The organism is uncultured Acidovorax sp. (assembly GCF_964021665.1).
GTDB classification, from domain to species: Bacteria; Pseudomonadota; Gammaproteobacteria; order Burkholderiales; family Burkholderiaceae_C; genus Acidovorax; species Acidovorax temperans.
The window spans coordinates 25,688-50,631 of the sequence record NZ_CAXIAK010000015.1 but is presented as its reverse complement, the minus strand read 5'-3'; the positions used below and the strand labels follow the sequence as shown (position 1 = coordinate 50,631).

Annotated in this window: 24 protein-coding genes; 7 read left to right on the top strand and 17 right to left on the bottom strand. The window is 61.0% G+C overall.

Translation table 11 applies throughout. The features are described from left to right. Positions 1 to 24: 24 nt before the first annotated feature. The 7 genes from AADJ04_RS05490 to AADJ04_RS05460 all read left to right on the top strand — a co-directional run bounded on the left by AADJ04_RS05490 (position 25) and on the right by AADJ04_RS05460 (position 8,047). Positions 25 to 1,158: a glycosyltransferase gene (locus tag AADJ04_RS05490; protein ID WP_341238994.1), complete on the top strand. Its 1,134-nt coding sequence runs from the start codon at positions 25 to 27 to the stop codon at positions 1,156 to 1,158. Further along, positions 1,155 to 2,477 (top strand): exopolysaccharide biosynthesis polyprenyl glycosylphosphotransferase, encoded by a 1,323-nt coding sequence (locus AADJ04_RS05485; RefSeq protein WP_341238993.1) that lies wholly within the window; start codon positions 1,155 to 1,157, stop codon positions 2,475 to 2,477. Before AADJ04_RS05490 ends, AADJ04_RS05485 begins: the two co-directional genes overlap by 4 nt. A 49-nt stretch (positions 2,478 to 2,526) precedes the next feature. After that, the gene (locus AADJ04_RS05480; protein ID WP_341238992.1) at positions 2,527 to 3,549 is read left to right on the top strand and encodes a glycosyltransferase family 4 protein; all 1,023 of its coding nucleotides are present in this window, start codon (positions 2,527 to 2,529) and stop codon (positions 3,547 to 3,549) included. Continuing rightward, the gene (locus AADJ04_RS05475) at positions 3,549 to 4,469 is read left to right on the top strand and encodes a glycosyltransferase (RefSeq protein ID WP_341238991.1); all 921 of its coding nucleotides are present in this window, start codon (positions 3,549 to 3,551) and stop codon (positions 4,467 to 4,469) included. The genes AADJ04_RS05480 and AADJ04_RS05475 overlap by 1 nt, the downstream gene beginning before the upstream one ends. Next, positions 4,466 to 5,686: a hypothetical protein gene (locus AADJ04_RS05470; RefSeq protein ID WP_341238990.1), complete on the top strand. Its 1,221-nt coding sequence runs from the start codon at positions 4,466 to 4,468 to the stop codon at positions 5,684 to 5,686. The genes AADJ04_RS05475 and AADJ04_RS05470 overlap by 4 nt, the downstream gene beginning before the upstream one ends. A gap of 149 nt (positions 5,687 to 5,835) precedes the next feature. Further along, the gene (lysS, locus tag AADJ04_RS05465; protein ID WP_341238989.1) at positions 5,836 to 7,392 is read left to right on the top strand and encodes a lysine--tRNA ligase; all 1,557 of its coding nucleotides are present in this window, start codon (positions 5,836 to 5,838) and stop codon (positions 7,390 to 7,392) included. A 19-nt stretch (positions 7,393 to 7,411) separates the two neighbouring features. Beyond that, complete coding sequence (locus AADJ04_RS05460; protein ID WP_341238988.1) at positions 7,412 to 8,047, top strand: mechanosensitive ion channel family protein; 636 nt, start codon at positions 7,412 to 7,414, stop codon at positions 8,045 to 8,047. Between the two features lie 34 nt (positions 8,048 to 8,081). On the opposite strand, the gene nagZ is transcribed toward AADJ04_RS05460, so the two are convergent. The 17 genes from nagZ to fabD form a co-directional block, all read right to left on the bottom strand. After that, positions 8,082 to 9,173, bottom strand: coding sequence for a beta-N-acetylhexosaminidase (nagZ, locus tag AADJ04_RS05455; RefSeq protein WP_341238987.1), 1,092 nt, complete (start codon positions 9,171 to 9,173; stop codon positions 8,082 to 8,084). Between the two features lie 48 nt (positions 9,174 to 9,221). Beyond that, positions 9,222 to 9,644, bottom strand: a complete 423-nt coding sequence (acpS, locus tag AADJ04_RS05450; RefSeq protein ID WP_341238986.1) for a holo-ACP synthase — start codon at positions 9,642 to 9,644, stop codon at positions 9,222 to 9,224. Between the two features lie 57 nt (positions 9,645 to 9,701). Then, positions 9,702 to 10,505, bottom strand: coding sequence for a pyridoxine 5'-phosphate synthase (locus AADJ04_RS05445; RefSeq protein ID WP_341238985.1), 804 nt, complete (start codon positions 10,503 to 10,505; stop codon positions 9,702 to 9,704). Further along, positions 10,502 to 11,266, bottom strand: a complete 765-nt coding sequence (gene recO, locus AADJ04_RS05440; protein WP_066696437.1) for a DNA repair protein RecO — start codon at positions 11,264 to 11,266, stop codon at positions 10,502 to 10,504. Before recO ends, AADJ04_RS05445 begins: the two co-directional genes overlap by 4 nt. Before the next feature lie 116 nt (positions 11,267 to 11,382). After that, positions 11,383 to 12,420: a GTPase Era gene (era, locus tag AADJ04_RS05435; protein WP_066696434.1), complete on the bottom strand. Its 1,038-nt coding sequence runs from the start codon at positions 12,418 to 12,420 to the stop codon at positions 11,383 to 11,385. Next, entirely contained in the window at positions 12,417 to 13,100 is a 684-nt protein-coding gene (gene rnc / locus AADJ04_RS05430; RefSeq protein WP_044397894.1) for a ribonuclease III, read from the bottom strand. The genes era and rnc overlap by 4 nt, the downstream gene beginning before the upstream one ends. A 3-nt stretch (positions 13,101 to 13,103) precedes the next feature. Further along, complete coding sequence (locus AADJ04_RS05425; protein WP_341238984.1) at positions 13,104 to 13,469, bottom strand: DUF4845 domain-containing protein; 366 nt, start codon at positions 13,467 to 13,469, stop codon at positions 13,104 to 13,106. 39 nt (positions 13,470 to 13,508) lie between these two features. Then, positions 13,509 to 14,483, bottom strand: a complete 975-nt coding sequence (lepB, locus tag AADJ04_RS05420) for a signal peptidase I (protein WP_198846617.1) — start codon at positions 14,481 to 14,483, stop codon at positions 13,509 to 13,511. Beyond that, entirely contained in the window at positions 14,483 to 16,291 is a 1,809-nt protein-coding gene (gene lepA, locus AADJ04_RS05415) for a translation elongation factor 4 (protein WP_044397890.1), read from the bottom strand. The genes lepB and lepA overlap by 1 nt, the downstream gene beginning before the upstream one ends. Before the next feature lie 418 nt (positions 16,292 to 16,709). Then, entirely contained in the window at positions 16,710 to 18,170 is a 1,461-nt protein-coding gene (locus AADJ04_RS05410) for a DegQ family serine endoprotease (RefSeq protein ID WP_341239001.1), read from the bottom strand. Positions 18,171 to 18,354: 184 nt separating this feature from the next. Beyond that, on the bottom strand, positions 18,355 to 19,260 hold the full coding sequence (locus tag AADJ04_RS05405) for a MucB/RseB C-terminal domain-containing protein (RefSeq protein ID WP_341239000.1): 906 nt from the start codon (positions 19,258 to 19,260) through the stop codon (positions 18,355 to 18,357). 184 nt (positions 19,261 to 19,444) lie between these two features. Continuing rightward, on the bottom strand, positions 19,445 to 20,044 hold the full coding sequence (locus AADJ04_RS05400; protein WP_044397889.1) for an RseA family anti-sigma factor: 600 nt from the start codon (positions 20,042 to 20,044) through the stop codon (positions 19,445 to 19,447). A 66-nt stretch (positions 20,045 to 20,110) separates the two neighbouring features. After that, entirely contained in the window at positions 20,111 to 20,737 is a 627-nt protein-coding gene (gene rpoE / locus AADJ04_RS05395) for an RNA polymerase sigma factor RpoE (RefSeq protein WP_341238983.1), read from the bottom strand. 759 nt (positions 20,738 to 21,496) lie between these two features. Then, positions 21,497 to 22,741, bottom strand: coding sequence for a beta-ketoacyl-ACP synthase II (fabF, locus tag AADJ04_RS05390; protein ID WP_066696426.1), 1,245 nt, complete (start codon positions 22,739 to 22,741; stop codon positions 21,497 to 21,499). Between the two features lie 47 nt (positions 22,742 to 22,788). Further along, a complete protein-coding gene (gene acpP, locus AADJ04_RS05385) occupies positions 22,789 to 23,028 on the bottom strand; it encodes an acyl carrier protein (RefSeq protein WP_044397886.1) in 240 nt (79 codons plus the stop codon). Positions 23,029 to 23,131: 103 nt separating this feature from the next. After that, on the bottom strand, positions 23,132 to 23,878 hold the full coding sequence (fabG, locus tag AADJ04_RS05380) for a 3-oxoacyl-ACP reductase FabG (protein ID WP_066696424.1): 747 nt from the start codon (positions 23,876 to 23,878) through the stop codon (positions 23,132 to 23,134). Then, a complete protein-coding gene (gene fabD / locus AADJ04_RS05375; RefSeq protein WP_338820687.1) occupies positions 23,875 to 24,819 on the bottom strand; it encodes an ACP S-malonyltransferase in 945 nt (314 codons plus the stop codon). Before fabD ends, fabG begins: the two co-directional genes overlap by 4 nt. Positions 24,820 to 24,944 lie beyond the last annotated feature (125 nt).

The window sequence follows — 24,944 nt, the reverse complement described above, 5'->3', positions numbered from 1 at the left end:
GGCCTTGCCCGCAGCCCCGGTGCCATGAAAGTGCTTCAGGTCATCACCAAAGGAGAGGTGGGAGGCGCCCAAAGCCACGTACTGACGCTGTGCCGCGAATTGCGCGACCGACAAGGCATCGACGTGCAGGTGGCCATCGGCGGTGACGACGGCCTGCAGACCCCTCTGGCGTGCGCGCTGAACGCTGCGGGCATTCGGGTGCATTCCATTCCTTCACTGGGCAACACGGCAGGCGTCGCTGGCTTGGCGCAAGCCGTAGGGCACCTGCAAGCCATCGTGCGAAAGCAGTCTCCAGACCTTGTGCACGCCCACAGCGCGATGGCGGGTGTGGCGGCACGACTGGCGGGAGCGCGAACCCGCAAGCCGGTGATTTACACCGTGCACGGATTTGCGTTCAAGGCAGGAAACCCCTGGAAGCGGCGCGTGGCCGCTTTTGCCGTCGAATGGCTGCTCGCCCCCCTGGCACGGCGCATGGTGTGTGTGTCGGAACACGAGCGCAGGCTGGCACGCGCACTGCCACTTCCATCCGGGCGGGTGGTGGTCGTTCACAACGGTATTGAAGAGGTACCCGCATCCACGCACCTTGCCACCGAGCTGGCGGTCGCACCACCCCGCATCGCCATGGTGGCGCGCATGGCGCCACCAAAGCGCCCTGACCTGCTACTGCAAGCGCTCGCACGTTTGCGAGATGATTTGGGGTGTGAAGTGCCAGCCACGTTTTTTGGAGGAGGCCCTCAACTTGCCAGCCACCAGGCCATGGCCAGGCAGCTGGGACTGCAATCCGTTGTGTTCGCTGGAGATGTGGGCGATATTTCTGTACAGCTGATGAAGCACGGCATTTTTGTGCTGACCTCGGACCACGAAGGTTTACCCATTTCCGTGATCGAGGCGATGCGCGGTGGGCTGGCCATTGTGGCCAGCGACCTTCCCGGCATGCGCGAGTTGTTGCCTGACGCCACCCAAGCACGCCTGGTTCCCAATGACGCAACAGCATTGGCGCGGGCGTTGCGACAACTGGTAGAGTCGCCCGCGCTACGCACCAGCCTTGGCCGCGCTGCAAGACAACGCTACGAACAGCACTACACCGCACAACGCATGGGCATGGAGGTGATGGCCATCTACCAGAGCGCCCTCTCCCCTTCTCCAAGCCATCCATGAAGAGCCACTCTCACAGCCCCCTCGACTCTTCCACAGCACACCGCCAAAGTGCCGTGCTGGGCTGGGCGTTGAAAGGCATCTTGGTGCTGCTATTGAGCTACGCCATCGGATGGGTGCTGGAGCAATACCAGTGGGCAACGTACCAGTTCCCTCAGACGGTCCTGTGGTGCAGCGTGCCTTACGCCATTACTGCTTACTGGCTGTACAACGGAGCGTACCTGCCCCAGTTTGAAGAACGGCGCTTTCTTCTGGTGGCCACGGCGGCACCGTATCTGGCTGCCCCGCTGGGCTTTGCTCTTCTGCAACAACCCTATTCACGCGGCGCTGTGCTGCTGGTCTACCTGCTGTCTGCCGCCTGGTTTGCTTTGGGGCATTGGCGAGAGCGAGGGCGCTATGCGTTGTCACTCGCCTATCTGGATTCCTCTGTACCCATGCGGCTGAAAGAACTGCTGGGAGATGCCTCGGAATTCAGCCAGCAAGACATCAAGCTGCGGCCCTTGGCCATTCCAGCCTCATCGAATCCAGTCCCCCAGATGACGGATGCCCAATCTGCCCTGGCTGGCGTGGTGATCGACCCGCAAGCGCCCACCGACGTGGCTCGCGAACGCTTGATCAGCGACTTGCGCCTGCAGCATGTGAGGCTCTACAGCGTGGAAGCCGTGGCAGAACTGATCAGCGGCCGAAAAATGTTGTCCAACCTGCAAGCCCGGGACTTATGGGCGCTGGACGGCAATCCGGCATACGACACCGTCAAGCGCCTGACCGACATTGGCTTGACGCTTGCTGCGTTGCCTCTGTGGCTTCCGCTGTGTCTGGCGGCAGGCCTGGCCGTGAAGCTGAACACGCCAGGACCTATGCTGTTTTCCCAAATTCGCATCGGGCGCAATGGCCGCGAGTTCCGCATCTGGAAACTGCGCAGCATGCGGCACGAAGAGGCCACCACTGCCCGATTCGCCCAACCCAACGATGACCGGGTGACTTCCGTGGGCAAATTCATCCGCAGAACCCGCCTGGACGAACTGCCTCAACTCTGGAATGTGCTCAAAGGTGACATGAGCCTGATCGGCCCCCGACCGGAACAGGCCGAGTTTGTTCGGGTGTTCGCCCATCGGATTCCAGCCTATCCCTACCGCCATCTGGTGCGCCCCGGCTTGACGGGTTGGGCACAGGTGCAGCAAGGTTACGCGGAAGGAGAGGAGCAGACTGCAGTGAAACTGAGCTACGACCTGTACTACGTGGCCCACTATTCGCTGGCGTTGGATCTGCTGATCGCCTACAAGACCGCACGTATCCTGTTCACCGGATTTGGTGCACGGTGACACACTCGCCCTTCCATCCCGCCCTGTGGCCCATGGGGTGAGCATTTCGATGTTGCCTCTCCACACGCACCGCCGCATCCTGCTGCTGAAGGAAAATCTCGAAACGGGAGGAGTGCACACTGTTTCCGATGCGCTCGCGCACGCGCTGGAAGTGGCAGGACACCGCTGCGACAGCCAAGTGATTCGCGCCACACCTCTGTCCCGCCTGTGGAAAGCTGCCAGCCAGGCCGATGTGATCATTGCCACGCACAACTTCCTGCCAGCCTATGTCGCCTGGCTTCTGGGCCAATGGCACCGAAAACCGGTGATCACCTGGTTCCATGGCCCGCTGCTGGAGGTCCTTGACAGAGCCCATGCTTCCGCCGCCAAACGCCGCTGGTTACGCTGGCTGTATCGGCGGCTGCCTTGGCGGGTTTTTGTTTCCCACCAGGGGGGCGATTCCTTCATGCAATTCATGGGTGGCGGCGCGTCAGCACACCAGTGTCTGCAGGTCATTCCCAACCCGCACCCTGCCTGGCCCACTGCGCATCCATCGCATCCATCCGCCGCGCCGCAATCCGTGCGATGCGGCTATGTGGGCCGCCTGTCGCCAGAAAAGCGCCCCGAACTGCTGATCGACACGTTGACCCAGTTGCCGCAGCACTACGCGTTGCAGATCACTGGGGAGGGCCCCTTAGAAAGGGCTCTGCAACATGAATCTGCGGTTCGAGTCCCCGGACGGATTCAATGGCAAGGCTTCCAACCCGCAACACCGGCGCTGTACCAGGCCCACCATGTGACGCTGCTGACGTCTGCGTATGAAGGCTGCCCCATGGCCGTACTGGAATCGCTGGCGGCCGGCGTGCCCTGCGTTGGTGTGCCGATCCCTGCACTGCGCGAAATGCTGGGCGGCCACATGCCCTACGCCTTGGCGGAAGACCACAGCGGTAGCGCACTGGCCCAGGCAGTGCTTCGCGTGACGTCCACACCGGCCGAACTTCTCCAGCGGGATATGACGCAGGTGCTTGCGCAATACACGCCCCAGCGGTTTGCCAGTGCCTGGGCTCACCTCATTGAACAGGTGACTGCCTGATGCAAGTGCATTTCATCCATCCCGGTCACTCCCACCTTCCGGAGCTGGAGGCCTACGCCGCCCACTTGCGGCCGTGGGGGCATGAGGCCTGCACGCACCAAAATGCCAGCACGGTGCCCGCAGATGCGCGCGTCGTGTGGTGGATGTGCGGCCGGGTGCGCACAATGGACCACCAGCGCTTTGCCCAGGCCTTTCAGGTGCATGAATATGCCTCGGCCTCCGTCCCCCCTTTCGCCTGGGCCAAGGACCGAATCAAGCGCTGGACCCAGCCCAAGCCCGATTACCGACTCTTCCAGAACAAGTGGGTCCGGCAGCGCCTGGGCTTTGCCGACGATGTTCCGTGGGAGTTCAGAGAGATGGGCGTTTCGTCCACCTTTCTGACGCAACCCCAGCCAGAGGACGCCGCAGTATTTGACATGGTGTACCTGGGTGACATGGTGCGGCTACGGCACTTTCTCCCCGTCTTTGAGGGGCTGGAGCAGGCGGGCATGCGCACCTTGCTGATCGGCAGCATGCCCACACCGTTGCAGCGCAAGTTCCGAGCTTTCAAGCACATCACCGTGACGGGCAAGGTGCCACACCACGAGGTTCCCGCCCAATTGCGACGGGCACGCTGTGCCCTCAACCTGGTGCCCGACCAGATTCCTTACAGTGAGCAGACCTCGACCAAGCTGCTCGAATACTGCGCCATCGGTTTGCCAGTGATCAGCACGGACTACCGCTGGGTGCGTAACTTTGCAGCGTCAAACCCGGCCGCCATCGCGTATTTGCCAGCCCAGGCCAGCGCCAGCGCTTATGCAGATTTCTTTCGTAAAACGAGAGACATGGCGAGCGGGCCATCCCCAGACATGGGAGGCTGGGCCTGGCCCCACACCCTGGCTCGACTGAACATCTGGAAAGCCGCAGGACTAGCCCCGTGAAGCAGCCGTACCGCTTTGCATCCACCTCCGTCATCATGGCCTTGGGCAGCATGGTGTCGCTGGCAGCCCAGGCCCTGGTGGGCGTGGCCATGCTGCATTTTTTTACCCCCCAGGCTGCCGGTGGTTTTGCCATCACGGCGCAGGTGGCATTTTTCTGGGTGTCCCTGTCGCTCGCGCAAGGGCCTTTGCAGTTCCTGGCAGACGCCCACCATCCGCCCCGCGCGGCGCTGCGGGCGGTTCTTCGCTCCAGCCTTTGGCGCTGGTTGGGGCTTGCACCGCTGGTAGCGCTGGCCGTGTGGTGGTCTGCCATGGCGACCCCATTCACCCTGTTGGGCTGGGCCGCCTTGCTGGCTCTGTTGCAACTCGCCTGGTACCTGGCCCAGCCCTGGACGTTGAGGACGGCATCGCCCCTGTCGGCCGCGCTGGTTCGCGCAGGCCCACCCGTGGTGGCGCTGGTGCTGACCGTGACCGCGGCACGGGCTTGGCCAGCAGAAAGCCCGCACGGTCTTTTGTTGGCGGCCGCCTGCGGCTACGCGGTGGGTGCCTTGTGGCTGCGGTCAGCACGCCTTGAGGGCCGCACTACGCAACCCCCACAGCAGCATTCCCCAGAGCCCCCCGCCACCACCGCGCAGGCGGATCGCCGCAGCACCAGCCTGCGCCTGGCCCACACCGCGATAGACGCCATCGCAGGTACGGCATTGCTTTTGGTATGGCAACGCTTGCACGGGCTGGCCGATGCCAGTTATCTGGCCATGCTGCTGCGATTGTTGGGGTTTATTCCCGCCGTCGTTCACACCGCCTGGGCGCAGGTGCTGCTTGCCCGGGTGGAAACCGCTCAGTGGCGATCACTGGCGGTGGGCCTGGGCGCCGCCACTACCGCAGCTTTGGCAGGATGGGTGGGCTTTTTGGTGCTGGACGCCACTTCGCTTGCCACCGCGTGGCAGGGCATGCGCCCCTACCTCCTGCCTCTGGTGCTGTGGCAGGGAAGTGCCTGTATTTCCGCTGCACTCAGCCACCGGCCATTCCAGCACGCCCAAGAGCGCCAGTACTCGTGGCTGGCCATGGCGCTGCAGGCTTTGCAACTGGTGGTGTTGGTGGCGCCGTTGTGGGCGCCTCAGGGATGGAGCGCGGAAGTCCACCTTTGGTGGCTGGCGGGCACCTCCGCCATCGGCTTGCTGGTGCTGTCCGCCTGGATGCTGGCGCTGCCACGGCGCTAAGCCGCTTTTCGTGGGCTCAACCTGCTCATTTTGGGTCTGAAAGCGCTGGGTACGCACCTTTTCTGGCGCTCAAAGGGCCATGAAACCGGCGCCGGGCTGCGTTAAACCTAAAATAGAAGGTTTCCCCCCACCAACCCTGGTCCCGCTCTATGTCTGACGCAGTCAACGCCGCCGCAGCTCCCTTGTCCCCCCAGGACGACAACCAACTCATCGCCGAACGCCGGGAAAAACTCCGCGCTCTGCGTGAAGCCCAGGCCCAGGGTGGAGGCGTGGCGTTTCCCAACAACTTCAAGCCAGCCCACAAGGCCGCCGACCTGCACACCACCCACAGCCATGTAGAAGCCAGCGTGCTGGAGACCCACCCCGTCAGCGTGAGTGTGGCAGGGCGCATGATGCTCAAGCGCGTGATGGGCAAGGCCAGCTTTGCGACCGTGCAGGACGGCTCGCTGGGTGAAACGGGTGGCCGCATCCAGCTCTACATCACGCGCGACGCGGTGGGTGAAGAGTTGTACGCTGCCTTCAAGCACTGGGATTTGGGCGACATCGTGGGCGCCGAAGGCCTGCTCATGAAAACCAAGACCGGCGAGCTGTCGATCAAGGTCACAGCGCTGCGCCTGCTCACCAAGAGCCTGCGCCCCATGCCAGACAAGTTCCACGGCATTCACGACCAGGAAGTGAAGTACCGCCAGCGCTATGTGGATTTGATGACCGACGAAGCGGCCCGCAAGCGCTTTGCCGCACGCAGCAAGGCCGTGAGCGGCATTCGCGAATTCATGGTGCACCACGGCTTCCTGGAAGTGGAAACGCCCATGCTGCACCCCATTCCCGGCGGTGCCAACGCACGGCCTTTCATCACCCACCACAACGCGCTGGAGCAGGAAATGTTCTTGCGCATCGCGCCCGAGCTGTACCTCAAGCGCCTGCTGGTGGGCGGTTTCGAGCGGGTGTTTGAGATCAACCGCAACTTCCGTAACGAAGGCATCTCGGTGCGCCACAACCCCGAGTTCACGATGATGGAGTTCTATGCAGCGTACTGGAACTACCAGGACCTGATGACCTTCACCGAAGCCCTCGTCCGCGACGCCGCGATGAAGGCCGTGGGCACCCTGCAACTGACTTACCAGGGCCGCGAGGTGGACCTGAGCCAGCCCTTTGCCCGCCTGACCATTCGCGAAGCCATCTTCCAGTACACCGAAGCCGGTGCCCATGTGGACGATGCCGAGTGGCTGATCAGCGCCCTCAAGAAGCTGGGCATGTCGGAAGCCAAGAACAAGCTCTCTACCCGCAGCCTCGCTGGCCTGCAGGTGCTGTACTTTGAAGAGACGGTGGAAGACAAGCTGTGGCAGCCCACCTTCATCATGGAGCATCCCACCGAAATCAGCCCGCTGGCGCGCGCCAACGACGCTCGCCCCGAAGTGACCGAGCGCTTTGAGCTGTACATCACCGGCCGCGAATTCGGCAACGGCTTCAGCGAATTGAACGACGCCGAAGACCAGGCCGCACGCTTCCACGCCCAGGTGGCCGCCAAGGACGGTGGCGACGACGAAGCCATGTACTACGACCACGACTTCGTGCGTGCGTTGGAATACGGCATGCCCCCTGCCGGCGGCTGCGGTATCGGTATCGACCGCTTCATGATGCTGCTGACCGACAGTCCCAGCATCCGCGACGTGATCCTGTTCCCGGCGCTGCGCCGCGAAGGCTGACCGACTGCCCACGCAATCCATGGCGATTCCCAAACACCGCCTGCCGGAGTGGGTGCAGGACTGGCTGGACGTGATCGTGCCCGGCAGCCAGATTCTGGGCATCTTGCTGGTCGCGTACCTGCTGCAGCGCCTGCTGCGGCGGCTGGTGCGCAAGGCGGCCGTGCGCTACCAGTTGCCAGGGCAACTGGTGGTGCCCATCAACGGGCTCATCCGCTGGACCATCATGGCCAGCGCACTGCTGTTGTCGCTGGAACGGCTGGGCGTTTCTGCCGCTGTGCTGTGGACGGCATTCACCGGGTTCGCCACGGTGGGCGCCGTGGCGTTTTTCGCGGCATGGAGCGTGCTGTCCAACTTGTTCTGCGCTCTGCTCATCTTCACCGCGCGACCGTTCCGCATTGGTGACCATGTGGAGATTCTGGACACAGCCGAAAAGCCGGGCGCCAAAGGCCGCGTGGTGGACGTGAACCTGCTCTACACCACACTGGAAGAGTTCAACACCCCGCCCGGTAGTGCGTGGATACAGATCCCGAACGCACTGATTTTTCAGCGCGTGCTGCGGCGCTGGAGCGGGGAGCCCCCTGCCCCAACGCCCCTCACGGCGGAGCCAGAAGCCCAATCAGCGGCTACAAAGGCCACGGTCTCGCCCATGCCTTGACCCTCTCGGGTCTGCACGGCGCGAGACTCCCCCATCAGGGCAAAAGGTCGAGCGCCTGCATGTACGCAGGCTGCAGCATCAATTCATCCCAGGGCTGGGGCAGGGTTTCGGGCAGCAGCGCCAGGCGGCGCGATTCGCTGTCCACGTTCGGCTGCCAACGGCCTTTTGCCTGCGCGGCGGCCAGCCCTTCGATCAGCTCGTCCACCGCTTTGCCTTCGCCCAGGCTCTGGTTGCACAGCAGCACCAGGTCGCAACCTGCCTCCAGCGCGGCCAACGCCGCGTCGGTGTAGCTCACCACCTGGCCGTCAATGCGCCGCGCGCCTTCCATGCTGAGGTCGTCGCTGAAGATGGCGCCGTCAAAGCGCATCTGGCAGCGCAGGATGTCTTGCAGCCAGCGCTGCGAAAAGCCTGCTGGGCGGCTGTCTACCTTGGGGTAGATGACGTGGGCGGGCATCACGCTGGTGAGCGTGGTGCTGAGCCAGGGGTACGGCGCCGCGTCTTCGGCCAGGATGGCTTTGAGGCTGCGCTTGTCCACCGGCACTTCGGTGTGCGAATCGGCCTTGACGAAACCGTGGCCTGGAAAGTGTTTGCCGCAGTTGGCCATGCCCGCTTGCAACAGGCCGTGCATCAGGCTCTTGGCCAGCAGGGCCACGACGCGGGGGTCGCGGTGGAAGGCGCGGTCGCCAATCACGCCACTTTCGCCCCAATCCAAATCAAGCACAGGGGTGAAGCTGAAATCCACCCCGCACGCACGCAGCTCGCTGCCCAGCACATAGCCTGCTGCGGTGGCCGCATTGGTGGCGCGCAATGCACCGCTACCGGGCACGGCTTTGGAGCCCTTGCCGTCATCCATCCACATCTCGCCCAGCGCGCGCATGGGCGGCAGGTGGGTGAAGCCATCGGTGCGAAAACGCTGCACGCGGCCGCCTTCGTGGTCCACGCAGATCAGCAGGTCGTCACGCACCGCCTTAATGCTGCTGGTGAGCTGCAGCAACTGGGCGCGGTCCACCCAGTTGCGGGCAAACAGGATGATGCCGCCCACCAGTGGGTGGACCAGGCGGCGGCGGTCGGTGGCGGTGAGTTCGGTGCCAGCGATGTCAATGATGAGGGGGGCGTGTTCGGTCATGGAAGATCGGAGGGGATAAATTGCTATCAAATCAAGAGCTGCTTGCGCTTATGGGGTAAGCGCTGGAGGCTGATTTGCCTCCAAACGCTCCACCACGCAGAAGCTGGCGGCGTAGTCGGTTTCGTCGGTCACGCTCAGGTGGGCGCGCAGGCTGCGTTCTTCAAACCAGGCTTTCAGGGCCCCGTGCAGCACGATGACGGGCTGGCCACTGGGCAGCTTGGCTACCTCGCAGTGCCGCCAGGTCATGGGCATGCGCATGCCCAGCCCTACGGCCTTGCTGAAGGCCTCTTTGGCAGAGAAGCGAGTGGCCAGGTAGCGCAGGCCGCGGTCGGGCCAGCGCTCGGTGCGCTCGCGCCACACGGCCAGCTCGCCGGGGGCCAGCACCTTCTCGGCAAAGCGGTCGCCGTGGCGCTCCAGGCTTTCGCGGATGCGGCGCACATCGCAGATGTCGGTGCCAATGCCGTAGATCATGGTTTTGAGTGAAATAAGCCTTTAGCGCTTGATAGATAAGCGCTAGCAGCTATCAAATCAGGAGTTAACCGCTGGAACAAAGCCTGCATCGATGCATGCTTGGTAGGCCTGCACGGTGGCGGCGTAGCCCAGCTCCAGCGCGTCGGCAATCAGCGCGTGGCCGATGGAGACTTCGAGCACACCGGGCACTTCGCGCACAAAGGCGGCGAGGTTGTCGCGGTTCAGGTCGTGCCCGGCATTCACCCCCAACCCAGCGTCTAAAGCGGCCTGGGCGGCGGCGGCATAGCGGGCCAGTTGCTCGGCCTGCTGCGCGGTGCCCCAGGCGGCTGCGTAGGGTTCGGTGTACAGCTCCACGCGGTCTGCGCCCACAGCCTTGGCGGCGGCCATCTGCTCGGGCACCGGGTCCATGAACAGGCTCACGCGCACACCCAGGGCCTTGCACTCGGCCACCAGCGGGGCCAGGTGCTCGGCGTCTTGCGGAAAACTCCAGCCATGGTCGCTGGTGAACTGGTCTTCGCTGTCGGGCACAAAGGTGGCTTGGTGAGGGCGCATGCCCTGGCCCGCAAGCTCGCGAATGAACTCCATCAGGTTCTGCGAGGGGTTGCCCTCGATGTTGAATTCGCGGTCAGGCCAGGCCTTCATCAGCTCGGCCAGCTCATACACATCGTGCGCGCGGATGTGGCGCTCATCAGGCCGGGGGTGCACGGTAATGCCTTGCGCACCAGCCTGCAGGCACAGGGTGGCGGCACGGGTCACGCTGGGGATGCCCAGGTGGCGCGTGTTGCGCACCAGGGCCACTTTGTTGACATTGACGGACAGGGCGGTACGGTGACGCGGGTGTTGAAGGGGTCGGGTGTTCATAAGCTTTGCAAGTCCATCATGAGCTGGCGGGTGCGCAGCACCGGACTGCCGCAATGGTATTGCAGCACCGCCCGCAGCTGGGGTTTGAGTTCGGCCGCCACGGGGGCGCAGGCACGCAGCGTGGCGGTGTAGCTGGCGGCTTCGTCCAGCGCCTCTTGCAGCGCACGCCACTGGCTGCCCGCTAGGCTGGCACGATCGGCCTGCGAGGCGGTGCGCAAGCCGCCTTCGGCCACCAGCGTGTAGCGGCCCTCGGGGCGCAGATTGGCCAGCGTGGCGGTTTCGGCATCCAGCGTGGGCAGCAGGCCCAGGTCGCGCAGCAACAGCAGTTCAAAGCTGCGCAAAACCGGCTCCAGGGCGTCGCCATGCTCGCTGGCCAGCACACGCACCACACCGGCGTACACGTCAAACAGCCCCGCATGGGCATCGGCCCGCGCCAGCAGGCGCAGCAGCAGTTCATTGAGGTACAGGCCCGACAGCAGCGCGTCGCCCGTGGGCATCACATGCCCGCCCACCCACTCGGCGCCTTTGAGAGTGTGGATATCGCCCGCGCCATCGCCCGCCAGGGTGTAGGTGAGCAGCAGCGGCTGCAGGGGGAGCAGCACGGGGCGGAAGTTGGAGCTGGGCTTTTTAGCCCCCTTGGCCACCAGCGCCACGCGGCCCTGGCGGCGGCAGAACACCTCCAGGATCAGACTGGACTCGCTCCAGTCGTAGCTGTGCAGCACGTAGGCGGGTTCGTCGGAGATGCGCTTGGCGGCGGCCACGGCAGGAAAGCGGTGAGGGGTTGAGCGGGGTATGTGACTTTGAGCGCGCAAGCCAAGCCCTGTGGGGGCCCGGCGATGAACGGGCTGGTGCAGCGCGCAACAGCCCTGCCCACCGCTTACTCGTAGCCGAAAGAGCGCACGCGGGCTTCATCGTCGGCCCAGCCAGAGCGTACCTTCACCCACACTTCGAGGAACACCTTGGCATCGAGCAGCTTTTCCAGCTCTTGCCGCGCATCGGTGCTGATGCGCTTGAGGCGCTCGCCCTTTTCGCCAATCACCATGGCCTTGTGGCCATCGCGCTCCACCACGATGGTGGCGGCCACGCGCACAAAGCGCTTGTGGGTCTTGCTGGGCTCTTCGTCAAACTTGTCGATGACGACGGTGGAGGTGTAGGGCAACTCGTCGCCGGTGAAGCGAAAGAGCTTTTCACGCACGGTTTCACCGGCCAGGAATTTCTCGCTGCGGTCGGTCAACTCGTCCTCCGAGTACCACCAGGGCTGCTCGGGCAGGTATTTTTCGCAGATGCCGAACAGGCGCTCGATGTCGCCCTTGTTCTTGGCCGACATGGGTACGAATTCGGCAAACGGGTGGCGCTCCTGCATGCTCTTGAGCCAGGGGGCCAGCTCAGCGCGGCGGTTGACCATGTCCAGCTTGTTGGCCACCAGCAGCGTGGGAATGCCGGATTTGAACAGCGACAGCACCTTGGCATCGGCCAGGGTGAAGCTGCCTGCTTCCACCACAAACAGGATCAGGTCCACATCACCAATCGCACCCATCACGGTCTTGTTGAGCGACTTGTTCAATGCCGTGCTGTGCTTGGTCTGAAAACCAGGCGTATCCACGAACACAAACTGCGTAGCCCCCAGCGTGCGGATGCCGGTGATGCGGTGGCGCGTGGTCTGCGCCTTGCGCGAGGTGATGCTGATCTTCTGGCCCACCAGCGCATTCATCAGCGTGGACTTGCCCACATTGGGCTTGCCCACGATGGCAATCACGCCGCAGCGCTGGCCTTCTACCGGCACAGAAGGGTTAGCCCCCGCCGCCTTGACAGCGCCTGCCGTGCGCGCTGCCGCAAGCATCGCATCCAGATCATTTTGGCCTTGAGCGCTTGCTGAATCAGCGCTACCAGCTACATTTTTGGTAGCATCATTCATAGTTTTTTCGCTTTCAGTGTGGCCAGCATGGCAGCAGCAGCGGCCTGTTCACCCGCCCTGCGGGAACCACCGATGCCACGCTCGGTCAGCCCCAACTCTGCAATATCGCATTCCACGTCAAAGGTCTGGCGATGGGCTTCGCCCACGGTGCCCACCACGCGGTACTGCGGCAGCTTCATTTTGCGGCCCTGCAACCATTCCTGCAAAGCCGTCTTGGGATCCTTGGCCACGGCCTGCATGTGGGGGTTGATCTCCACTTCCTGGAACAGCCTGTGCACCAGCGCCTCGGCCTGTTCGTAACCGGCATCAAGGTACACAGCGCCGATCAAGGCTTCCAGGGCATCGGCCAGGATGGACGGACGCTGCTGCCCCCCGGACTTGGACTCGCCCTCGCCCAAGCGCAGAACTTCCGACACCTTCAAACGCAGCGCCAGCTGGTGCAAGGTGTCTTGCTTGACCAGATTGGCCCGCACGCGTGACAAATCACCTTCCGGCAACTGCGCCAGCCGCTCGTAAAGCAGACTGGCCACCGCCAGGTTCAACACGGAATCCCCCAGGAATTCCAGCCGCTCGTTGTGGTCGGCTGAAAAACTGCGGTGGGTCACAGCCCGCTGCAAGAGAGCGGGATTCGAAAAGACATGCTGCAGACGGGTTTGCAGCGAAGAGAGACTGGGATGCACTAATTAATCGGTCTGGTATTGGAAACGGTAAACGAGGAAGGCTGGTCCTGCCAATTCAATCTCGCGAGAGTATTTCAGACTCACAATGGTTTTGTCTCCGCGTTTGGTGATCTCCAGGTCCTTGCCTGCAATGGAACTGATGTTGTCGATAGCACCTGCGCGATCAAAAGCCGCTTGAATTTCACCCACGGTAGAGCCCTCTTTGGAAGCCTTCAGCGCTGCCTTGCGAATGGCCTGGTATTCCAGAAAGATCGGAATCGATTGCCCGCCAATGGCAAAGGTAGCCACCGCCAGAAAACCAACAAAAATCAAGCTGATAAACGACAGGCCACGCTGCCGCGAGCGAAATGTTGTGCGTTGCAACTTCATGGTTCGCACCCTCCTGTTTTATAGATTGCTACTGGCCATTCAGTTGAATGGCCCAATGCGTTTGAAATCGCCAAAGTTCATCCAGACAAAGAAAGCCTTGCCCACGATATTCCCTTCGGGCACAAAGCCCCAGTAACGAGAATCGAGGGAATTGTCCCGGTTGTCGCCCATCATGAAATAGTGGCCTTCGGGCACTTTGCAAACGACCCCTTCGACACTGTAGCGACAGTTTTCCCGGTAGGGAAAATTGGTCACGCCCTGGACAAATGCGGGGGCGTCAGCGTTGTTCAGCAGCCGGTGGGAATGCTCACCCAGGGTTTCTTCAAATTGCTTGAAGTACCGCATACTTTCTTGTTCCAGAAAGTCGGGCTGCGCAGAGATTGGCACCGGCTTGCCATTGATGATGAGGCGCTTGTTCAGGTACGCCACTTCATCCCCCGGCACACCCACCACCCGCTTGATGTAGTCCAGGCTCGGCTGTGGTGGGTAGCGAAACACCAACACATCCCCGCGCGCAGGCTTATTGCCTTCGATGATTTTGGTGTGGATGACGGGCAGGCGCACCCCGTAGGTGAACTTGTTCACCAGGATCAAGTCACCGACCCGCAGCGTCGGGACCATCGAGCCCGAAGGAATCTTGAAGGGTTCAAAGAGGAATGAGCGCAGCACGAACACAGCCGCGATCACGGGAAAGAGGCCCGCCGTCCAATCCAGCCACCAGGGCTGCATAAGTATGCGGCTTTTGGCTTCCTGGGCATCCACATCCACTTTTTGGATGCCCATGCGGTCCAGTTCGGCACGTCGCTGGACAGCGGCGTCTTCCAGTGCCTGGGCAGCTTTGCGCCGCTGCGGCAGGAAGTAAAAACGCTCACCCAGCCAATAAACCCCAGTCACCACGGTGGCAAGGAACAGCAGGAGTGCGAAATTGCCCTCCAGAGCACCAAAGTACCAGGCACCGATGTACCCGGCAAACGCCGCCAGCAGCAACGACGTGATCACTTGCATGAACTGCATCAATCTTCCACCTGCAAAATCGCAAGAAATGCTTCTTGCGGCACTTCCACCGAGCCAATCTGCTTCATCCGCTTCTTGCCGGCCTTCTGCTTTTCGAGCAGCTTGCGTTTGCGGGTGATGTCACCGCCGTAGCACTTGGCGAGCACGTTTTTGCGCAGCGCCTTGATGGTCTCACGCGCAATGATGTTGGCGCCAATCGCAGCCTGAATCGCCACGTCGAACATCTGGCGAGAGATGATCTCGCGCATCTTCGCCGCCACGGCACGCCCGCGGTAGGCAGCCTGGGTGCGGTGAACGATGATGGAGAGCGCGTCCACCTTTTCGCCGTTGAGCAGGATGTCCACCTTCACCACGTCCGAGGCGCGGTATTCCTTGAACTCATAGTCCATGGAGGCATAGCCACGCGATACAGATTTGAGCTTGTCAAAGAAGTCGAGAACGATTTCGCCCAGGGGCAACTCGTAAGTGAGCATCACCTGGCGACCGTGGTAGGCCATATTGATCTGCACGCCCCGCTTCTGGTTGGCCAGTGTCATCACCGGGCCCACATAGTCCTGGGGCATGTACAGGTGCACGGTGACGATGGGCTCGCGAATCTCCTGTATCTTGCCCTGATCAGGCATCTTGGAGGGGTTCTCCACCATGATGACTTCGCCGTCGCCCTTGACCACTTCGTACACCACACTCGGCGCGGTGGTGATCAGGTCCTGGTCAAACTCGCGCTCCAGACGCTCCTGCACGATCTCCATGTGCAGCAGACCCAGGAAGCCGCAGCGGAAGCCAAAGCCCAGCGCTTGCGACACCTCCGGCTCGTAATGCAGGGCTGCATCGTTGAGCTTGAGTTTTTCCAGGGCATCACGGAGTGAGTCGTATTGATTGGCCTCGGTGGGGTACAGGCCTGCAAACACCTGGGGTTGTATTTCCTTGAAACCAGGCAACGGCTCGCTGGCAGGGCCGAGATTGTTGGGCAGCTTCTTTTCCAGGGTGATGGTGTCGCCAACCTTGGCAGCCTGCAACTCCTTGATGCCTGCAATGATGTAACCCACCTCGCCCGCCTCCAGCGATTCGCGCGGCAGGTTGGCAGGTGTAAAGACGCCCAGGTTATCGGCGTTGTAAGTGGCATTGGTCGCCATCATCTTGAAACGCTCGCCCTTGGCCAGGCGCCCATCCACGACACGCACCAGCATCACCACACCAACATAGGTGTCGAACCAGCTGTCAATGATCATCGCTCGCAGCGGCGCATCGGGATTGCCCTTGGGCGCCGGCACCTTGGCAACGATCAGCTCCAGGATGTCATCAATGCCCATGCCGGTCTTGGCAGAGCAAGGAATCGCATCAGCAGCATCGATGCCGATCACATCCTCAATCTCGGCCTTGGCGTTATCAGGATCAGCATTGGGCAGATCCATCTTGTTGAGCACGGGCAAGACTTCCACGCCCAAGTCCAGCGCGGTGTAGCAGTTGGCAACCGTCTGGGCTTCCACACCCTGGGATGCATCCACCACCAGCAACGCACCTTCGCAAGCAGACAACGAGCGACTCACTTCATACGAGAAGTCCACATGCCCGGGCGTGTCGATGAGGTTCAGGTTGTAGACCTGACCATCCTTGGCCTTGTATTGCAGCGCCGCTGTTTGTGCCTTGATGGTGATGCCCCGCTCTTTCTCGATGTCCATCGAGTCAAGCACTTGGGCTTCCATATCGCGGTCAGCAAGGCCACCACAACGCTGGATGAGTCGGTCTGCCAGTGTCGACTTACCGTGGTCGATGTGCGCAATGATGGAGAAATTTCTGATGTGATTCATCAACGAAAAGCGTCAATTAATTGAAGGAGAACGGCCCGCACAAGAAAAAAGGGCGCGTCGAATGGCGACGCGCCCTGAACCAACAATCATTGGCAACTGCGATGGCTGGACCTGCATTGTAGGCAAAAAGCCTTCGTTACAGACTCCGCACCAATGCACTCTGGGGTCGTTGCCGCAGTGCAACAGATCGCTTATGCACAACTTATTCACAGAGCAAGACTGCCTGAGTGGACAAGATGTGGTGGAACTTTGGAGCTGCTGCGCACAAAACCGGCTACCCAACTCGATGATTGCAGTAGCCGGTGGTCGGTCTGTATTCTATCGAAATCGGCCGATGCATAAATTACAGGTGTGCACACACTAACTTTCAAGTCACCACAAGGCTCCGCGACCCTGCAGTGACTTGGATATCCCAGCTTCAGCGAGCAGGACGGATCAAGGCGTACTGGGCCCATTCCCCGCGGCGGAACAGCACGCTCAGGGTTTTGCTTTTATCCACCTTGCCCAACACCGCTTCAAAGTCTTTGACGCTCAGCACTTCAGAGTTCGCCAAAGCCAGAATGATGTCTCCCTCGCGCAAACCCGCGCGCGCAGCACCTTCCGACGCAGCCGTGACCACCACGCCCCCCTTGAGCTTGAGCTCACGCTTTTGCGCATCGGTCAGATCCCTCACCGCCAAGCCCACATGTTGCCCCGCATTGGACGACTTGACGCGCTCTTCCTTGTCAACCGTTTTTGTTGCCACCTTGTCAGGCTCAATCTCGGCAATGGTGACAGCCAGATCTTTACTTTGACCACGACGGAACACCGTCAAGCTGCTCTTGCTGCCAGGCTTGGCATTCCCTACCAGCCGAGGCAGATCAGCCACCTTTTCGATGGGCTTGCCTTCAAACTTGGTGATGATGTCACCTGCCTCCACACCTGCTTTTTCAGCGGGCGAGCCAGACTCCACCCCAGTGACGAGCGCCCCCTGGGCTTTGCCCAACCCCAGAGACTCCGCCACATCCTTGGTCACCGGGCCGATCTGCACACCGATCCGACCACGTGTCACGCGCCCGGCAGTCCTCAGCTGATCGCTCACGCGCATGGCTTCGTCTATCGGAATGGCGAATGAAATTCCCATGAACCCGCCCGAGCGGGAATAGATCTGGCTGTTGATGCCGACCACCTCGCCACGCATGTTGATCAGTGGCCCCCCTGAGTTTCCAGGGTTGATGGCAACATCTGTCTGGATAAATGGCAGATAGTCCCCCGTATCACGCTGCTTGGCACTGACGATCCCTGCCGTGACCGTGTTCTCCAAGCCGAAGGGCGAACCAATGGCCATGACCCACTCGCCCGCCTTGAGGCGACTAACGTCGCCCACTTTGACCGCTGGCAGTCCGGTGGCGTCAATTTTCACCAGTGCTACATCGGTGCGTTTGTCAGAGCCAACAATCTTGGCCTTGAACTCACGCTTGTCGGTCAGGGTGACGATCACCTCATCAGCGCCTTCCACCACGTGCGCATTGGTCATCACCAAACCATCGGGTGTAAGAATGAACCCGGATCCCACCCCTCGGGGCTGATCTTCTGGCTGTTGCTGAGGCCGCTGCTGACGAGGCATGTTCGGGATGGGAACACCAAAGCGACGAAAGAAGTCAGCCATCTCTTCGTCCATGGCTGCGCCACCTGCGCGGCCCAGCGACTTCTCAGTGGTACGAATATTGACCACCGAAGGGCCGACCTGCTCTACCAAATCGGTGAAGTCAGGCAGATTTCGAACCACCGCAGTTTGCGCCAGGGCCACCGAGGGAGAGACAGCGGTCCATCCCGCAATGCTGGTGAACACTCCCGCCAGAGCGACAGAACGGAGCAATTTCCAATTCAAAACGGACATCATTGGCCTTTCAAAAAAAGGTGACAGGGCGTTATACGAATGATGCTGTGAAAGGCGTGGGCAGCGTTTGGTTCCCTTGATGTACGCAAGTTTTCGCGTTAACCCAGCTGGCGGCGACGTTTGACTCACCACCATCTCGCTCAAAAAAGTGAGCACCTGTATGGAACAGCCGCCGCCCCGCTCGTCAGCGCAACCTTACCCAAGCCTGAGAGAACCTGTACAGCGTTTTACGGGGCACCTCGCCGACCACGGTGAGCCAGGCATCTTCACCCACTTTGCGGCCAAGCAACTGGGTCGCCCCCATGCTCACTTCCTGCGATTGCAGGTCGGCATGCCGAACCGCATCGAGTGGCTCCAGAAACAGCGAAACGGAAGCCAGCCCATCAGAGTACGAGCACTGCAAAACACTTCGCGTATCGGCCTGAGTCGCCAAAGTGCGGCGATAACATTGCACAGGCACAAATCCTTCGACCGGCTGGCGCAGCCCCCATCCCTCAGACTGTGCAGAGGTTTTTCGCACATTGACGGTAACTACTTGGAAGCCGGCGATCGCATCCATGGAGCGAGAAAGATCCTCAGCCCGCACTGGTGCATTCCAGTCGATCTCAGAAAATGCCGCCTGCTCCACCACTCGGCCATCAACCGCCAGAGTTTGCAGCTTCATCACCAAGCCCGTGGCTTGATCAGACCAGATGCGATAGCCCAGGCGCAAATCATCCTGCGGTTTGAACCAGAGTACATCAGCCATCCGGCCCGCCACCCGCTCTGAGCCGAGCCGCTTGGCAGAGTAATACTGCGATAGCTGAGCCCCAGGCACTACGGAAGGCTGTGGAAAGACCGCCAGGTTATCTGCACGGTCGGTACGCACAGTGCGGGTGGAGCCGAAAAAGGTTCTCATCTCGCCGTTGCGCCGGTACACCGTTCGCGGGGCGCCCGTCAGGCTCTCTACCTTCTCAATTTGCACACCGCCATCGCACGCCTGGGTGATGCGCGAACTCGACATGGCCCCTGAGGCAGACATCACCACGAAAGTCCCGGAGTAGGGGCTTTGACACACCGCCCCTCGCATGTGCTCGACCCATTGAGACACATCGCGGTTGGGCTGCGCAGGGGCAGATGCTCCCTCACTGGGGGCGTGGGCGTGGGCATGCGCTCCGATGACCACACCCGCTACCAGCACCAAGCCTCGCATGCGAGAGGCTAAGGTGAGTAAAAAACTGGCCGATGGGCGGTCTGCGACCAAACGTTTTTGCTGGCCGAATACCATGAGCAACTTATCGGGAAGGCTCTTCAAAGGTGGCATTGCGCAGGAAGCCAGCAGGCATCTGCAAAGCGGAGGTGCTGCCGAACTGCTTATGAGCCTGCAGCAACTCATCCAGACGGGGATCACGCAACATCACAGGCTGACCTGCGCCCTCGGACACAGCCAACACCTCCGTCGGTTGCGGTACCGGGGCCGCTGCAAGCTGCTTGCCCTGCCCTTGCAGAGCGCTGAGAGAATTCCAGCCAATGGCTGCCACGGCAGCCAATGACGCGAAACCGGCGACCATCTTCCAACGAAATACGGAGGAATTGGCAGCAGGACGCTCCGTGTTGACGACAGCGCTGTGCGTTACAACCACTGCTTCTTCAGGTTTTTGCACCGGGAACCGGGGTTCTTGCGCTATTTGCTCACGCAGACGGCCGAGCAACGGGCTGGTGGCGTGGGCAGCCAGTTCAGGCGAGCGCAACACATCACCAACCAAATGGTAAAGCTCCCAAGTAGCTTGCCCTTTGTCTGCAGCGAAAGACAGCGCCTCCGCCAACGAAGCATCGTCAAGCTCTCCGTCCATCAGCGCCGACAACTGTTCATCCTGCGTCAAATCTCTGTCCATGATTTCACCTGTCAAACAACCAGCAACCACACAAAATACGTTCTAGGGCCTGCTCACTCACGAGCACTACCACCGCTTGCCAGATTGATTCTCCAGCAAGGGGCGTACCTTCGCCGAGATTGCCTCTCGCGCCCGAAAGATGCGGGATCGTACGGTTCCGATAGGGCAATTCATGGCACTGGCGATTTCTTCGTAACTGAGACCTTCGATTTCACGAAGGGTGACCGCCTGTCGCAAATCCTCAGGCAGAGCTTCCATGGCGGCGTTCACCACATGGGCAATCTCCTGGGCCGCCAAAACGGTTTCCGGGGTCTCTTGTGTGGTTAGTTCATGATCCACACGGGAAGTTTCATCTTCTTCGTCACCACCGCGCAGAGCGTTCTCAGAAACGACCGGATTGCGCTTCATGTCCATCAACGCCTTTTTGGCCGTGTTGACAGCGATCCGATAAAGCCAGGTGTAGAACTGGGCATCACCCCGAAACTGGTGAAGGGCGCGATAGGCGCGAATGAAGGTTTCCTGGGCAATGTCCTGCACCAGGTCAACATCACGCACCATCCGTCCGATCAGGCGCTCAATGCGCCGTTGGTATTTGATGACCAACAGTTCATATGCTCGCTGATCGCCCGCAACTGTGCGCTCCACCAGTTGGATATCGCTGTCAGTAGGGGAAGAAGGCGGGGTTGCAGTCATGGACACTCAGGAATCACGCCTCAGGGCTCCCGGCCTGGGGCCGGATGGAATAGGGAAGCCGGGGCGGCTGCCTGCATGGCGGGCGAATATACCGCACGCCGTAAATCACCCCAGCGCTCGGTTTGACGAGAACGCTCAAGCCAGATCCAAGAGCGGCGCAAGTCTCCATGCACTACCATGACCCAGAGCCAAGCTTGCATATCCACCAAGACCTGAGGCGCGCGCCTCAAAGCGAGAGGTTCTTCGTCGGCGACAAAATGAATTGCCCAAACCTGACCGTCCCACACCAGCTCACCCAAAGGGGCACACCACCAGTACCGCAGTGCACAGAGAGAAGCTATCACCCAGGCAGCGAGTGCCAACACGCCAGTCCATTGGAGCCCTGCGCCAGCCCTTCCCTGCGCTACCGCAAAGGCAAACACACCAGCACCAGAAGCAGCCGATATCAGCAAAACCAAGATGGCAAGTACCACGCTGCGCGCGAATGGATAGCGCACCGCAGGAGCGGTATATCTGACGAAGCCTGTCATCGACAGAAAGGATAGAGCTGCAGGATTTGGGAAGCCAAAGCTAACCTGCACCGAGAAAATTCAGCGATCAAGGCTGCTATCGGGGGCACTATGTGACTTGGAACTTGCTGGGGAGCACCGGGAATGCTGACCACTTTGTCATCAAGCATTACCCTGCGCACACCGAAGCCCGTAAAGACTAGCAATCTAACAAAGCCAGTACGGCAATGTAAACGCCGCGCTAGCTCGTTCAGATCCGCTTGAATACCAAAGAGCCATTGGTGCCACCAAAACCAAAATTGTTTTTGAGGGCCACATCAATCTTCATATCACGCGCCGTGTTGGCGCAGTAGTCCAGATCGCACTCTGGATCCTGGTTGAAGAGGTTGATCGTTGGGGGCGCCTTCTGGTGATGCAAAGCCAGCACCGTGAAGACGCTTTCGATGCCGCCGGCCCCGCCGAGCAAGTGACCGGTCATCGACTTGGTCGAACTCACCACCGTACGTTTGGCGTGATCGCCCAGCGCAGCCTTGATGGCGTTGGTTTCGTTCAAATCGCCCAGGGGCGTTGAAGTGCCGTGGGCATTGAGGTAATCAATCTGATCAGCGTTGACACCCGCATTGCGCATCGCACTGATCATGGCTCTGCGAGGACCATCCATATTGGGAGCGGTCATGTGCCCTGCGTCAGCGCTCATGCCAAAGCCACCGACTTCAGCGTAAATCTTGGCACCGCGCGCCTTGGCGTGTTCGTACTCTTCCAGCACCATGACACCAGCGCCTTCGCCGAGCACAAAACCGTCACGGTCTTTGTCCCAGGGGCGAGAGGCCGTCTGCGGGTCATCATTGCGCGTTGAAAGCGCACGCATGGCCGCAAAGCCGCCAATGCCTAACGGAGAGACGGTGGATTCAGTGCCACCAGCAACGACGATATCGGCATCGCCGTACTCGATCATGCGTCCGCCCTCGCCAATGCAGTGCAAACCGGTGGTGCACGCAGTCACGACGGACAGATTCGGCCCCTTGAAGCCAAAACGCATGGAAACATGACCAGCCACCATATTGATGATGGAGGCTGGCACAAAAAATGGGGTAATCCGCCGAGGGCCTCGGGCGGCATACTCGATATGGGTGTTCTCGATCAGCGGAAGCCCGCCAATTCCAGAACCAATAACGCAGGCAATGCGGGTGGCCAACTCATCGTCGAGCGCCTCGCCTGTGGGCAAGCCCGCATCCTGCACAGCCTGCGCTGCCGCAGCGATCCCAAAATGAATGAAGGAGTCCATCGCACGCGCATCTTTTGCGCTGATGTACGACTCCAGGTCAAATCCCTTGACCTCACCCGCTATCCTGCAGGCGAAGTTCGACGCATCGAACTTGGTGATGAGGTCAATGCCGGACTTGCCGGCGAGGATGTTGGCCCAGGCATCAGCCACCGTGTTACCCACGGGGCTGACGCAACCCAGGCCGGTCACGACAACGCGACGACGGCTCATGCGTGAAAACCTTCTACTGATCGCTCGAGTCAGGCGCAGGGCGCCGCTCAGGCCTTCTGGTGATTGTTGGCGTAGTCGATGGCGTTTTGCACCGTGGTGATCTTTTCCGCGTCTTCGTCGGGGATCTCGATGCCGAACTCGTCTTCCAGTGCCATCACCAGCTCCACGGTGTCGAGGGAGTCAGCGCCGAGGTCAGCCACGAAGGACTTCTCGTTGGTAACTTGGGACTCTTCCACACCGAGTTGTTCGGCAATGATTTTTTTGACGCGTGCTTCGATATCGCTCATGGTTTCCCTCTGGGGGTTGTGAATGAATCCGCGATTCTAGCCGCTAAGGAGATTCCCCCTTGGCAGCCCGCCGTCCGGATGAACCGGCGTTAACTTGTCTCAATTACATGTACATGCCGCCATTGACGTGCAATTCCTGCCCCGTCACATAGCCAGCCTCATTGGAAGCCAGGTAGGCCACTGCATGCGCGATGTCCTGCGGCTTGCCCATATGGCCCAACGGGATCTGCGCATTGAGGGCTTTTTGCTGGTCTTCGGGCAGCACAGAGGTCATATCGGTCTCAATAAAACCGGGCGCCACGCAGTTGACGGTGATGTTGCGACTCCCCAGTTCGCGAGCCAGCGCACGGGTCATGCCCGCCACACCTGCCTTGGCGGCCGCATAGTTGGCTTGCCCTGGGTTGCCCGAGGCGCCCACCACGCTGGTGATGCTGATGATGCGGCCAAAGCGCTGCTTCATCATGGGGCGAATGGCAGCACGGCTTACTCGGAATACGGCCTTGAGATTGGTATCCAGCACCGCATCCCAGTCCTCATCCTTCATGCGCATGGCCAGCGTGTCACGGGTGATACCCGCGTTGTTCACGAGCACATGCAGGCCGCCTTGCTGCTTGACGATGCCGTCGATCAGGGCTTCCACCGCGGCGGCATCGTTCACATTGAGATTGGCACCCCGGCAACCAGGGTAAGCGGCCAGTGCCTGACCAATGCGCGCAGCGCCTTCGTCAGTGGTCGCGGTGCCTACCACCTGGTAGCCGCGCACGGCCAATTCCAGGGCGATGGCGGCACCGATACCGCGCGAGGCACCAGTTACCAGGGCCACCTGGGATGTCTTTGTCGAATCCGTCATTTCAATGCCTCCATCACTTCAGCCAACGTGGCAGGGTCAAACAAAGGCAGGCCTGTGAGTTCAGCGTCAATCCGCTTCGTCAGCCCTGCCAATACCTTGCCCGGCCCCGCTTCCACCACATGGGTGATGCCACGCGCCTTCAAGGCCTGCACACACTCGACCCAGCGCACAGGCCCGAACGCCTGGCGATAGAGAGCGTCGCGAATCTGTGCCGCATCCGTGCGAACCGCCACGTCGATGTTGTTGACAACAGGAATTTGCGGCTCAGCCAGCACAACAGATTCCAGAGCCACGCGCAGCTTTTCAGCGGCCGGCTTCATCAGGCTGGAGTGGAATGGAGCAGACACCGGCAGTGGCAACGCACGCTTGGCACCCGCAGCCTTGAGCACCTCACAAGCCTTCTCAACCCCGGCCTTGGTACCTGCAATCACCGTCTGGGCGGGGTCGTTGAAATTGACCGCCTCGACCACTTCGGCACCGCCCAGAGAGACCACAGCCTCCGCACAGCCAGAAATCACCTTTGAAGCCTCGAGCCCCAGGATGGCAGCCATGGCGCCGGCGCCGACCGGCACAGCCTCCTGCATGGCAGCCGCGCGCAGGCGCACCAAAGGCGCAGCCTGCGCCAGGGTCAGCACACCTGCTGCCACCAGCGCCGAATACTCACCCAATGAATGACCCGCCAGAGCTGCGGGCTTGGCACCGCCAGCCGCACACCACACGCGCCAGGCTGCCACACCAGCCACCAGCATCACGGGCTGGGTATTGGTCGTCAGGGCCAGCACTTCCTTGGGGCCTTCGTGGATCAAACGGGCCACATCCTCGCCCAAGGCCTCAGAGGCCTCTTGCAGCGTCTGCTGCACAGCAGGATGGTCGCCCCAGGCGTCGAGCATGCCCACAGCCTGCGAGCCCTGCCCCGGAAAAACAAATGCGAATGACTTCATAATTTTCTAATCAAAACAGGCTCTTCTAGCGAATAGTAGTGATGGAAATCGCCGCACGTCTGTAAACGACGATTTCGACGTACGACATTTATCGAGTGCATCACTAGCATTCGCTAGAAGAGCCT